The organism is Variovorax sp. PDC80, assembly GCF_900115375.1.
GTDB lineage: Bacteria > Pseudomonadota > Gammaproteobacteria > Burkholderiales > Burkholderiaceae_C > Variovorax.
In genome coordinates this window covers 496546-509248 of record NZ_FOWG01000003.1, presented here as the reverse complement: position 1 = coordinate 509248, position 12703 = coordinate 496546, and the positions used below count along the sequence as shown (strand labels likewise).

The 12703-nt window shown below is 71.8% G+C and carries 10 protein-coding genes; 1 reads left to right on the top strand and 9 read right to left on the bottom strand.

All coding sequences use genetic code 11. From position 1 onward, the window contains the following. Positions 1-3: 3 nt before the first annotated feature. From BM109_RS12260 to BM109_RS12235, 6 genes are all read right to left on the bottom strand, one after another. On the bottom strand, positions 4-1755 hold the full coding sequence (locus BM109_RS12260; RefSeq protein WP_177239323.1) for an Ig-like domain-containing protein: 1752 nt from the start codon (positions 1753-1755) through the stop codon (positions 4-6). Between the two features lie 226 nt (positions 1756-1981). Next, positions 1982-3505, bottom strand: a complete 1524-nt coding sequence (locus BM109_RS12255) for an efflux transporter outer membrane subunit (RefSeq protein WP_093343100.1) — start codon at positions 3503-3505, stop codon at positions 1982-1984. A gap of 32 nt (positions 3506-3537) precedes the next feature. After that, positions 3538-4656: an ABC transporter permease gene (locus BM109_RS12250; RefSeq protein ID WP_093343099.1), complete on the bottom strand. Its 1119-nt coding sequence runs from the start codon at positions 4654-4656 to the stop codon at positions 3538-3540. Positions 4657-4669: 13 nt separating this feature from the next. Then, positions 4670-5800 carry an ABC transporter permease gene (locus tag BM109_RS12245; protein WP_093343097.1) on the bottom strand — a complete coding sequence of 377 codons (1131 nt, stop codon included), beginning with the start codon at positions 5798-5800 and terminating at the stop codon, positions 4670-4672. After that, a complete protein-coding gene (locus BM109_RS12240; protein ID WP_093343096.1) occupies positions 5797-7569 on the bottom strand; it encodes an ATP-binding cassette domain-containing protein in 1773 nt (590 codons plus the stop codon). Before BM109_RS12240 ends, BM109_RS12245 begins: the two co-directional genes overlap by 4 nt. Then, positions 7566-8582, bottom strand: a complete 1017-nt coding sequence (locus tag BM109_RS12235) for an HlyD family secretion protein (protein ID WP_093343094.1) — start codon at positions 8580-8582, stop codon at positions 7566-7568. The genes BM109_RS12240 and BM109_RS12235 overlap by 4 nt, the downstream gene beginning before the upstream one ends. Before the next feature lie 94 nt (positions 8583-8676). On the opposite strand from BM109_RS12235, the gene BM109_RS12230 reads away from it, so the two are divergent. Continuing rightward, the gene (locus tag BM109_RS12230) at positions 8677-9423 is read left to right on the top strand and encodes a TetR/AcrR family transcriptional regulator (RefSeq protein WP_093343093.1); all 747 of its coding nucleotides are present in this window, start codon (positions 8677-8679) and stop codon (positions 9421-9423) included. On the opposite strand, the gene BM109_RS12225 is transcribed toward BM109_RS12230, so the two are convergent. The 3 genes from BM109_RS12225 to BM109_RS12215 are packed head-to-tail and all read right to left on the bottom strand — an operon-like array spanning position 9401 to position 12641. After that, on the bottom strand, positions 9401-10780 hold the full coding sequence (locus BM109_RS12225) for a phospholipase D-like domain-containing protein (RefSeq protein WP_093343091.1): 1380 nt from the start codon (positions 10778-10780) through the stop codon (positions 9401-9403). The genes BM109_RS12230 and BM109_RS12225 overlap by 23 nt on opposite strands. A gap of 46 nt (positions 10781-10826) precedes the next feature. Continuing rightward, entirely contained in the window at positions 10827-11492 is a 666-nt protein-coding gene (locus BM109_RS12220) for a glutathione S-transferase family protein (RefSeq protein ID WP_093343090.1), read from the bottom strand. A gap of 27 nt (positions 11493-11519) precedes the next feature. After that, positions 11520-12641, bottom strand: a complete 1122-nt coding sequence (locus BM109_RS12215) for a 5-methyltetrahydropteroyltriglutamate--homocysteine S-methyltransferase (protein ID WP_093343088.1) — start codon at positions 12639-12641, stop codon at positions 11520-11522. Positions 12642-12703: the final 62 nt, after the last annotated feature.

The following is a 12703-nucleotide window of genomic DNA, read 5'->3' as shown; positions in this document are numbered from 1 at the left end:
GCGCTACAGGTCCTCGGGCCGCAGGCCGCCCTCGACGCGCACGCCGCCCGACACGGCCGCGATGTTGCCGGCCGCGTCCGAGGCGCGCACCTCGATCACCGCATGGCCCGCGCGCGTCGGCGTCCAGTTGCACACGTAGGGCGCGGCGCGCAGCGTGCAGACGGTGCGGCCGTCGGCGATGAACTTGAGCTCGGCCACCGCCACGTTGTCGGCCGCGCTCGCGGCCAGGCGCAGCGGCAGGCCGGCCGCTGCGGTCGGCGGCGCGACGAAGGCCACGGCGGGCGGCAGCGTGTCGGCCGGCGGGTTGACCATCACGTTGGCCGAGGCCTGCGCCGTGTTGCCGGCCGCGTCCATCGCGATCACGCGGATGGTCTGCATGCCGGGCGCGGTCGGCGTCCAGCTGCAGGTGTAGGGCGGCGCGGTGAAGCTGCAGATCGGCAGGCTCTGCGCGCCCATCACCTTGAGGCCCCACACGCCCACGTTGTCGACCGCCACCGGCGCCAGCGTCACCGGCTGGCCCACGGTCGCCATGGCCGGTGCGGCCAGCGAGACCACCGGCTTGTGCTCGTCGGGCAGGCCCAGCGGCAGCTCGATGGTGAACATGGCCTGGCCGCGCACCGCCTTCTGCTCGAAGGCGTCGAAGATGGTGAACCAGCTCGCGCCCGGCGCGCGGCCCGGTGCCTGCGCCTTCACCAGCAGGTTGGTCTTGCCGACCGCGAAGCAGGTGAAGCCGCAGCGCCAGTCGAAGACGAAGCGCCCGCCCGCGTCCGACACGCCCTGCGCGATCGGCTCCAGCGGCTTGCCCGCGCCCGGATCGCGCCACACCCAGACCTGCGCGCCGGGCAGCGCCGCGCCGCCTTCGCGCTCGCTCACGCGCACCTGGGTGGCGGTGGTGCCGGCCATGAACTTCGAGCTGCCGAGCTTGGGCCAGTTGCTCCAGTCGGTGTCGAGGTTGGCCTTCGTGCCCTCGGTGAAGCGGATCATCTCGAGCGTGGCGACGCGGTTGGCCGCGGGGTCGAAGCGCTCCTCGAACACCGTGCCCAGCAGCGGATCGAGCCGCCAGTGCTGGCGCGGCCACCAGTAGCGGTCGGCGGGCTTCGTGAGGTCGAGGTCGGCCTTGGGCGCGACGTCGGTGGTGTCGGCCACCGCGATCGCGTTGTAGTACTCGCCCGAGCCGGCGCCGAACACGTGCTCGAGCTCGTGCAGCAGGGTCTTGAGCTGGCGCCCGAGGTAGTCCTTCTCGGTCGACTCGACGGCGCCGGGCGCGATGGCGCGCGACAGGCGCAGCGGGTCGTGGATCGCGGTCCAGTTGAGGTTCCAGGTCGCGCCGCGCGCCGGAAAGGTCCAGCTCATCGTCAGGCCGCCGTGGCTGTAGCCGCGCGTCGACTTGTTGATGCAGACCGCGATCTCGCCGTTGACCAGGCCGTTGAGGCTGCACTGCGGCGCCTGTGCCGGCGCGATCCATTGCAGGTCGGCGGCGGGATCGAAGCCGAAGCCGCGCACCGATTCGCGCGTGAAGACGGTGTTCACGTCGGCCACGTACTGCGCCAGCCGGCGGCCGGCCTCGGCGCCGCCGATCTCGGCCGCGAGTTGCGGATCGACGAAGAACTTCAGGCGGTGGACGCTGGCGGTGCCGCGGCCGATCTCGTCGAGCACGACCGCGCCCGCGGGCGATGCGACCAGCAGGGCCACCGCCCCCAGCAGGGCGGCGCACAGCCGGCGTGTACCGGCTTGCAGCGAGGAGAAGGCTCGCATCGGTCTTCCCCGCGGCGGGGGCGCAAAGCGCGAACGGTCGGCGCCGGGAGCCGGCCGTTCGCCGTGCGCGACCCCCGTCGGGCGGCCCTGCGATGCAGGGGGTGCCGGGAGTGCCGATCGGGCCGCGCCTCAGGGGCGCGCGGACAAAACCCATCCGTCAACTACCGAAACCGGTAGTAATTCTAGATGGATTGTGTGTTTGTGTTTCAAACGTTGTTGCAATGTATCAAATTGGCGGCCCCGATGCCGCCGCGGCGACCGCTTCCCTGGGCGGCGCGCTGCCCAGCGCCTTGCAGACCGCGACCCAGTCGATGGCCAGCCGGGCGCGGCTCTGGGCCCGGTCGCGCTGGGCCTGCAGCAGGGTGCGGCGGGCATCGAGCGCCACGCCGAAATCGGTGAGCCCGCCCGCGTAGCGCGCCTGCGCGAGCGCCAGCGCATCGGCGCTCTCGCGCTCGCGCTCGGCCAGCTCGGCCTGGCGGCGGCGCTCGGCCGCATAGGCGCTGAGCGCGCCGTCGATCTCGTGCCAGGCCTTGAGCACCGTCTGCTGGAAGGCGACGGCCGCTTCCTGCTGCTGCAGCTCGCGCAGGGTCACGGTGCTGCGGCGCCTTCCCATGTCGAAGATCGGCAGGCTCAGCGAGGGGCCGACCTGCCACTGCCGGCTGCCCCAGTCGCCGAAGCGCTCGTGGCCCACCGATTCGTTGCCGAAGCTCGCGCCCAGCGTCACGCGCGGATAGAGCTCGGCCACCGCCACGCCCACGCGCGCGGTGGCGGCATGCAACTGGGCTTCGGCGGCGGCGATGTCGGGCCGGCGCCGCGCGAGTTCGGCCGGCAGGCCCAGCGCGAGTTCGGGCAGGGCGCGGTCCTGCGCGGTGGCATCGGCCGGCGCCGCGAGCTCGGCATTGAGCGCGCCCGGCGCGGCGCCGAGCAGCAGCGTGATCTGGTTCATCGCCTGCGCCTCCTGCTGCAGCAGCGCCGGAATGCGGCCGCGCAGCTCGGCCAGCAGGCCGCGCTGGCGCACCGGGTCGAGTTCGGTCACGAGGCCGCCGCGCGCGCGGGCCAGCACCAGCTCGAGCGACTCGCCGGCGGCCGCGAGGTCGGCGCGCGCCAGTTGCAGCTCGCGCTGGCTGCCGCGCAGCTCGACGTAGTTGCGCGCGACCTCGGCCTGCACGCTGAGCTGTGCCTGCCGCAGCAGCGCGGCCGAGGCGGCGCTGTCGGCATCGGCGGCCTCGACCGCGCGCCGCACGCGGCCCCAGAGGTCGATCTCCCACGAGGCGTCGAAGCCGGCCTGGTAGAGGTCGAAGGGCTGCGACAGCGAGCGGATCAGCTGCTCGCGGTTGCCGGCCGAAGAACCGATCGCGTCGATCATGCGCGTGGCCGCGCCGCTCTCGCTCTGCCGCTGGCGGTTGACGCCCGCGCTCGCCTCGAGCTGCGGCCCTTGCTGCGCCGCGGTGGCGCCGCGCTGGGCGCGGCTCTGCGCGAAGCGCAAGGCGGCCGTCTGCAGGTCGTGGTTGGCCGCGAGCGCGCGCGCCTGCAGGCTCTCGAGCAGCGGATCGCCGAAGGCCTGCCAGTCGCTGGGGGCGGCCGAGACGCCGGCGCGCCGCTCGGCGCCGAGCAGCGCATCGGCGCCGCCGTGCCAGGCCGACCAGTCGGCGGGTGCCGGCGTCTCGGCGGGGCGATGGTCGGGGCCGACCGCGCAGCCCGACAGCGCGAGGGCGAGCACCAGCGGCGCGAGGGCATGAGGGATGGACATGTCTTCTTCTCCAGACGTGGAATGGCGCGCGCTCAGGCGAGCCGGTTCCGGAACAACCAGGCCGCCAGCGGCAGCGTGACCACGGCGATGACCGAGAGCGGAATGAGATTGGCCGCCACCGTCGAGAGTCCGACGCCCTCGAGGTAGACGCGCTGCACCAGGTCGATCGCGAAGCGCAGCGGATTGGCCAGCGTGGCCATCTGCAGCAGCTCGGGCATGTTGCGCACCGGCGTGGTCAGGCCCGACAGCAGCATCATCGGCATCAGCAGCACGAAGGTGTAGAGCATCGCCTGCTGCATGTTGGCCGACACCGCCGAGATCGACAGCCCGATGCCCACGCTCGCGACGGTGAAGAACACCAGCCCGGTGTAGAGCGTGAACAGCGAGCCCGCCATCGGTATGCCGAACCAGAAGCGCGCCACCAGCAGCACCAGCGAGGACTGCACCAGCCCCACCAGCACCGGCGGCAGCGCCTTGCCGACCATGATCTCGAGCGGCGACATCGGCGTCACCAGCAGCTGGTCGAAGGTGCCCTGTTCGCGCTCGCGCGCCACCGACAGCGCGGTCAAGAGCAGCGTCTGCACCATGCTGAGCGCGGCGATCATGCCGGGCAGCAGGTTCCAGCGCGTCTCGAGGTTGGGGTTGAACCAGGCGCGCGACTCCACGGCCAGCGGCGCCGGCGCCAGGCCCGCGCGGCTGCGCAGCTCGGCGTTGTAGCGCTCCACCACCGCGCCCACGTAGCCCGCGGCCGAGCCCGCGGTGTTGGAGTTGCGCGCATCGAGGATCAGCTGCACCGGCGCGCGCTGGCCGGCCGCGAGCCGCTGCTCGAAGTCGGGGCCGAGCTGCACCACCAGCAGCGCCTTCTGCGTGTCGATGACCTCGCGGATGTCGGCCTGGGTGCGCAGCGTGGCGACGCGGTGGAACACGCCGGTGCCGTCGAGCCGCGCGACCAGCTCGGTGGCCGCGCCGCCATGGCTCTGGTCGAGCAACGCATAGGGCACGTTGCTCAGGTCGTAGGTGGCGGCGTAGCCGAAGATCAGGCTCTGCATCAGCGCCGGCACGACCAGGATCACGCGGCTCGCGGGGTCCTTGAGGATCGCGAGCAGTTCCTTGCGGCAGAGGTTGGCGATGCGCAGCAGGAAGTCGAGCATGGTGCGGGTCCTTTCAGTCCAGGCGCTTGCGCGTGACCGCGCGCGCCAGCGCCAGCAGGCCCACCGCATAGGCGGCGAGGATGGCGCAGTCGCGCCAGATCAGCGGCCAGACGTCGCCCGCGAGGAACAGCGTCTTGACCAGCTCCATGAAGTAGGTGGCCGGCAGTGCATGCCCGATCACCTGCACCGCCAGCGGCGTGTTGCGCAGGTCGAACAGGAAGCCCGACAGCATCATCGAGGGCAGGAAGGTGGCGATCAGCGCCACCTGGCTGGCGAGGAACTGGTTGCGCGTGACCGAGGAGATCACCAGGCCCAGGCTCACCGCCACGACCAGGTAGAGCATCGAGCTCAGCACCACCACGACCAGCGAGCCGTACATCGGCACCGCGAACAGGAAGCGCGCGGCCAGCAGGCACAGCGCCAGCCCCAGCATGCCGACCGCGAAGTAGGGCACGATCTTCGCCAGCAGGATCTCGACCGGCCGCACCGGCGTGACGAACAGCGCCTCGAGCGTGCCGCGCTCCCATTCGCGCGCCATCACCAGCGCGGTGAGGAAGGCGCCGACCAGCGTCATGATCAGCACGATCAGCCCCGGCACCAGGTACCAGGTGCTGGTGTTGGCGGCGTTGAACCACATGCGCTGCTCGACCGTCACGCTGCCGATGGCGGGCGCTGCGCTCGCGTTGCCGCCGCGATCGGCCTGCCGCAGCGCCGACTGGCCGATGGCCGCGTTGAGGTACTGCAGCACGATGGTCGCGCGGCCCGCGTCGGCCCCGTGCACGATCACCTGCACGCGCGCCTGGCCGGCCGCGAGCGCGCGCGAGAAGTCGGAGGGCACGCGCACGATGGCGTCGATGCGGCGTTCGCGCATCAACTGCTCGGCCTCGTGCATCGAGGCCAGCGGGATCGGCGCGAGCGTGGGCGAGAGCTGCAGCCCGGCCATCGCCTCCTGCGCGCCGGGCGAGGCATCCTCGAACACGATCGCCACCGGCGCATGCTTGACGTCGAGCGACATGCCGTAGCCGAAGATCAGGATCAGCACCATCGGCAGCAGGATGCCGATCGCGAGGTTGCTGCGGTCGCGCAGCAGCTGGCGGAACTCCTTGCGCGTGAGCGAGACCAGGCGGGACCAGAAACCGCTCATGTTTTCTCCTTCCGCGCCTTCTCGACGATGCCGATGAAGGCCTGCTCCATGTCGATGCGGCGTGCATCGTGTTCGCCGTGTTCGTCGCCCAGCGCCTGAGCGCGCACCTCGCGCGGCGTGCCGATGGCCAGCAGCCGGCCCGCGTCCTGGATCACGATGCGGTCGCAGTACTCGGCCTCTTCCATGAAGTGGGTGGTGATCACGACCGTGGTGCCGGCCTCGGCCAGCGCGGTGATGCGGCGCCAGAACTCGCGCCGCGCGAGCGGATCGGCGCCGCTGGTGGGCTCGTCGAGGAACAGGATCTCGGGCTCGTGCAGCAGGCCGGTGGCCATCGCCAGGCGCTGGCGGTAGCCGCCGGGCAACTGGCCGCTGGGTGCGTCGATCTCGCGCGCCAGGTCGAACTGGCGCAGCACCGCGTCCATGCGTTCGCGCAGTCGCTGGCCGCGCAGGCCGTAGGCGCCGCCGAAGAACTCGAGGTTCTCGCGCACGCTGAGGTTGCCGTAGAGCGCGAACTTCTGCGAGACGTAGCCGATGCGCCGGCGTGCCTGCGCGCGCGCATGGCGCAGGTCGACGCCGGCCACGCGCAGTTGCCCGCCGCTGGCCGGCAGCAGGCCGCAGAGCATGCGGAAGGTGGTGGTCTTGCCCGCGCCGTTGGGGCCCAGCAGGCCGAAGATCTCGCCGCGGCGCACGCTGAAGCTGGTGCTGGCGACGGCGGTGAAATCGCCGAAGCGGCGCACCAGGTCCTTGACCTCGATGACGGTGTCGCCGGGCGTGGAGGAGGAGGGCGCCGGCTGCCGTGCGATCGGCTCGGCGGGCTTCGGCGCCGGCTCTTCCTGCGTGCGCAGCAGCGTCATGAAGCCGTCCTCGAGCCGCGGCGCCACGGGCTCGGCGGCCGCGCCCTCGAGCAGTTTGTCGATGCCTGCCTCGTCCGCGTTGTCGCGCCGAACGAAGCGCACCTCGCCGCCCTGCGGCACCGCGTCCACGATCTCGGCGCGTGCATCGAGCAGCCGCGCCTGCAGCCGTCGCGGCGGCTCGCCGGCCGGCGGCGCCGCCACGAAGCACAGGCCCCGCGCGCGGTCGCGGATCTCTTCGGGCGCGCCCTGCGCCACGAGCCGTCCCTCGCGCAGCACGAACACGCGCGCGCAACGTTCGGCCTCGTCGAGGTAGGCGGTGCTCACGATGACCGAGAGCTTTTCGTCGTCCACCAGCTGCTGCACGATCTGCCACAGCTCGCGCCGCGACAGCGGATCGACACCCACCGTGGGCTCGTCGAGCAGCAGCAGTTCGGGCGAGCGCACCAGCGTGCAGGCCAGCCCGAGCTTCTGCTTCATGCCGCCCGAGAGCTTGCCCGCGGGCCGGTCGGTGAAGCGGCCCAGGTCGGTCATCTCCATCAGCCGGCCGTAGCGTGCGCGCCGCTGCTCGCGCGGCACGCCGTGCAGGTCGGCATAGAGGTCGAGGTTCTCCTGCACGCTGAGGTCGTCGTAGAGGCCGAAGCGCTGCGGCATGTAGCTGATGCGGTCCTGGACCGCCTGCGGGTCGGCGGCCACGTCGATGCCGAGCACGCGCAGCTCGCCGGCATCGACGCGCAGCAGGCCGGCCATCAGCCGCAGCAGCGTGGTCTTGCCGGCGCCATCGGGGCCGACCAGCGCGGTCGGCGTGCCGGGCGGCACCTCGAGCGCGATGTCGTCGAGCGCGTGCACGGTCTTCTTCGCGGGCTTGACGACGAAGCGCTTGTGCAGGCCGCGCGCGAGGACGGCAGGTGTGCTCACTTGCCGGCCGTTCCGGAGGACGCGAGCCGCAGCGTGACGGTGGCCGGCATGCCCAGCCGCAGTCGGTCCTCCTTGTCGTCGACCATCACGCGGATCTCGTAGACGAGGCTGCTGCGCAGCTCCTCGGTCTGCACGGTCTTGGGCGTGAACTCCGCCACCGAGGCGATGTAGCCCACCTTGCCCGCGATCGCGCGATCGGGCTGGCTGTCGGTGCTCACGCTGGCTTCCTGCCCGGCCTGGATGCGGCCGAGGTCGGGCTCGGCCACATAGGCCCGCACCCACTTGGGATCGGTGATCGCGAGCGTGAAGGCCGGGCGCTGCGGCGAGGCCATGTCGCCGGGCTCGAGCAGCCGCGCGCGCACCACGGCGTCGATCGGCGCCTTGAGCTCGGCCTCCTCGAGTTCGTGCTTCATCAGCGCGAGCTCGGCGCGCGCCGCCTCGAGCTGGGCCTGGGCCTGGCCGATGTCTTCCTTGCGCGGCCCGCTCACCACCAGCTGCCGCGCCTTGCGCGCGTTGTCGAGCTGGGCCTGCGCGACCTTGCGCCGCGCCTGCGCGCTCTCGAGGTCCTGCTGGCTCACCGCACGGCCCGCGGTCGACTGGCCGATGGCCTGCAGCCGCGCGAGCTGCTGCGCCGCGAGCTCGGCATTGGCCTGGGCGGCGCTCACCTGGGCCTCGGCCTGCGCGATCTCCTCGGGCCGGCTGCCGGTCGTCAGCCGCAGCAGCGCCTGTTCCTGCACGCCGATGCGCGCCTGCGACTGCGCCACGCGCAGCGCCAGGGGGCGCGTGTCGAGGCGGCCGATGACCTGGCCCGCGCGCACCCGGTCGCCCTCGCGCACCGCGAGCTCGGCCACGCGCTCGCTGCCGCTGAAGGCCAGCGACACCTGGCGCAGGTCGACGTTGCCGTAGAGCACGATGCGGTCGGACGGTGCCGGCGAGCGGCCGAAGTACCAGGCGCCGGCGGCCGCGGCGGCCAGCACGACGACGGCGAGGGCGATCAGGGGTTTCTTGGTCATGGCGTTTTTTTCGACAAAGCGGAAGGAGCGGCCGGATCGTATCAAATTCAAATTTGAATTTGAAGTAGGCCGGAAGTTGGGGTAGGCTCGCGCCATGGCCAGCCGATCCCGTTCTCCTCGTTCGACCGCCTCCTCCGCACCGCCTGCCGCCGAGGCCGAGCCGGCCGCGCGCGTGCCGCGCACCGACGGCAGCGCGACCCGCGCCCACATCCTCGAGACCGCGGGCCGGCTGTTCGCCGAACGCGGCTTCGCGGCCAGCACCAGCAAGGAGATCTGCACCCGCGCCGGCACCAACATGGCGGCGGTCAACTACCACTTCGGCGGCCGCGACGGCCTCTACGAGGCGGTGCTGGTCGAGGCGCACCGCCAGATCGTCAGCGTGGACGAGCTGGTGGCGCAGGCCGGCAGCGGCGCCGATCCGCGCCAGCGGCTGCGCGCCTTCCTCGGCCATCTGGTCGAGATGGGCCACCAGCCGCAGGCACCCTGGGGTTTTCGCGTGATGCTGCGCGAGGCGCTGTCGCCGTCGAGCGCGCTGCCGGTGCTGATCCAGAAGGCGGTGCTGCCCAAGGCCAAGGTGGTGCGCGGGCTGATCGGCGAGATCATGGGCCTGGCCGACGACCATCCCTCGGTGCAGCGCAGCGTGATGTTCACGGTGCTGCCGTGCATCGTGATGATGGTCGCGCCCAAGGAGCTGGGCCAGCGCGTGCTGCCCGCGGTGCGCGACACCGAGGCGCTGGTCGACGACCTGATGCGCTACGTGCTCGCGGGCCTCGACGCGGTGGCGCGGGAGGCGGGCGGCCAGCAGGCCGCCGCGCCCGTCAAAGCTGGAAGGCGACGGTGAGCAGCAGCCCCTCGGCCACGTCGCGCAGCAGGCCCGGGCGCCGCGCGCGGTAGGCCTCGCCGGCCGAGGCCGTGGTCTCGATCCACTCGGCCAGCCATTCGATCTCGTGCTCGCCGTAGAACACGACATTGGCCTCGTGGTTCAGCAGCAGGCTGCGCAGGTCGAGGTTGATCGAGCCGCACATCGCGAGCTGGTCGTCGACCACCACCGCCTTGGCATGGGCCATGAACGGCAGCATGCGGAAGCTCACGCCCGCGCGCGCCAGGTCGCGCATGGCACGCGCGCGCACGAAGTCGGCCAGCCGGTGGTTCGACTGCGCGGGGATCGCGATCGTGACCTGCACGCCGCGCCGCGCGGCCAGCCGCAGCGCGTCGCGCAGGCCGTCGCCGGGCACGAAGTAGGGCGTGATCGCGAGCAGCCGGTGCTCGGCACGGAAGCAGGCGTCGATCAGCAGCGCATGCGCGGTGTCCTCGGTCTGGTCGGGGCCGCTCGGCAGGAACTGCGCCATCGCGGCACCGGGGCCCTCGGGCACGTCCTCGGCCGTGATGGCGCGCGGCTTGCGGCTGCGCACCGAGGCCCAGTCGTGGTCGAACTGGCGCGCCGCGGCGGCCGCCACGCTGCCGCGCAGGTCGAACGAGAGATCGTGCCAGGCCTCGGGATGGGCGGCGTCGCCGTTGAAGTATTCGCAGGCGAGGTTGCGCCCGCCCGACCAGAGCCAGCCGTCGTCGGCGATGGTGAACTTGCGGTGGTTGCGCAGGTTGCGCGGCCCGATGCGGCGCAGGCTGAAGAAGGGCCGGAACACCGCCACCTCGCCGCCGGCCGCGCGCAGCCGGTCGAAGTGGTGGCGCGGCAGCGTGAGCGCGCCGAAGCCGTCGAGCAGCACCCGCACCTTGATGCCCTCGCGCGCACGCCGCGCGAGCCGCTCGATCACCGAGCGGCCGAGTTCGTCGTTGCCGATGATGAAGGTGCAGACGTCGAGCCGCTCGCGCGCGCCGTCGATCACCTCGAACAGCGCGAGCCGCGCATGCTCGCCATCGGCATGCAGCCGGATCGCGCTGCGCCCGGGCGGCGCCAGGCCGAAGCTCTCGATCAGGTCGGCGGCCCAGTGGCCGGCCGGCGCCGAGCGCGGCGGCCGCGCCGAGCCCGCGGGGCGCAGCTTGCGCTGGCCGAACAGCAGGTACATCGGCAGGATCAGGTAGGGCAGCAGCACCAGGCCCATGACCCACGCGATGGCGGTGGTGGGCGCGCGCTGCTCGCGGCGCGCGCGGGTGGTCAGCACGTAGACCAGCAGCGCGAAGGTGACGACGAGGAAATGCTGGGACGGAGAGGGAAGCCAGTCGAACCCGTTTTTCGGCATGGACCGATGATGCCTGAGCCCGCCGCGCGCCGCCGCGCTTGCCCCCTCAGCGCCGAAGGAAGGCCGGCACGCCGCGGCCCTGCGAGGCCAGGAAGTCCATCATCGGATCGACCACCGCGCGCACCGCGGGCCGCTCGCCGACGCGGTCGCGCCAGGCCACGAGCCGCGGCGTCTCGGCGGTCATGCCCGCGCCCTTGCGGTCGGCGAACACATGGGCCATGTAGAAGGCGATGTCGGCATAGCCGTAGTCGCCGGCCAGGAACGCGCGGCCGTCGGCCAGCAGGGTGTCGAGCTGGCCGTAGAAGCGCGCGCAGGCGGCGCAGGCCTCCACCGCGGGCGGGCTCTGCATCGCCTCCTGCAGGCCGAAGAGCTTGACCACCTGCGGGAAGAAGACCTCGTCGGAGCGGTGCTCGAGCTGGCGCGCGCGGGCCCGCGCGGCCGCTTCGGCGGGCCACAGCGCGGGCTGCGGATGACGGTCCTCGAGGTACTCGAAGATCTGGGTCGAGTCGAACAGCTCGACCGCGTCGTCGATCAGCACCGGCACCTGGCCCTTGGGGTTGATGCGCAGCACCTCGGGATGCCTGGGGCTGTAGTTGTCGTCGCGGTCGAAGGGCACCATCACGAGCTCGAAGGCGATGCCCTTCTCGAGCGCCGCGATCTGGACCTTGGCGCCGAACATGCTGAGGGGGCCGGAGAAGATGTGGGTCGTCATGGCCCCGAGTTCAGCAGAAAGCGCGGCTCAGGTCGATCCCCAGACCTCCTGCGCGGTCTCCACCACCAGCCGCAGCTTGGCGCGCTGCGCCTCGACCGCGATGTTGTTGCCGTGCACCGTGCTCGAGAAGCCGCACTGCGGCGACAGCGCGAGCTGCTCGAGCGGCGCGTACATGGCGGCGTTCTCGATGCGGCGCTTGAGCTCGTCCTTGTCCTCCATCTGGCCGAACTTGGTGGTCACCAGGCCCAGCACCACGGTCTTGCCCTTGGGCAGGAAGCGCAGCGGCTTGAAGTCGCCCGAGCGCGCGTCGTCGTACTCCATGAAGTAGGCGTCGAGGTCCATCTCCTGGAGCAGCGCCTCGGCCACCGGCTCGTAGTTGCCGGCCGCGGCATGGGTGCTCTTGAAGTTGCCGCGGCACAGGTGCATGGCCAGCAGCATGCCCGGCGGCTTCTGCGCCACCACCTTGTTGATGAAGGCGGCGTAGCGGTGCGGCAGCTCGTTCGGGTCGTCGCCGCGCTTGCGGGCCGCCTCGCGCATGTGCTCGTCGCAGAGGTAGGCGAGGTTGGTGTCGTCCATCTGCACGTAGGTGCAGCCGGCCGCGGCCAGCGAGCGCAGCTCGTCGCCATAGGCCTGGGCCACGTCGTCGTAGAACGCCGGGTCGAGCTCGGGGTAGGCCTCCTTGCTGATGCCGGCGCGGCCGCCGCGGAAGTGCAGCATGGTCGGCGAGGGGATCGTGACCTTGGGCGTGCGGCCGGCCGAGACCTGGCTCCTGAGGTACTCGAAGTCGGCCAGCTGGATGTTCTTGACGTGGCGCACCTTGTCGATGACGCGCATCGCGGGCGGTGCCAATTCCTCGCTGCCGTCGGGCTTGCGGATCGTGACCGGGATGTCGGTCTTCACGCCGCCGAGCTGGTCGAGGAAGTCGATGTGGAAGTAGGTGCGGCGGAATTCGCCGTCGGTGATGCTCTTGAGGCCGATGTCTTCCTGGAACTTGACGATCTCGGCGATGGCCTTGTCCTCGACCGTGCGCAGTTGCTCGGGCGTGATCTCGCCCTTGGCCTTCTGCTCGCGGGCTTCGAGCAGGTATTGGGGACGCAGGAAGCTGCCCACGTGGTCGTAGCGGGCGGGCAGGGTGGCGTGCTGGGACATGAGGATGGAACTCCGGCTTGTCTGAACGAAAGAGGTGGAACGGAACATCGTATCGCCTTGTG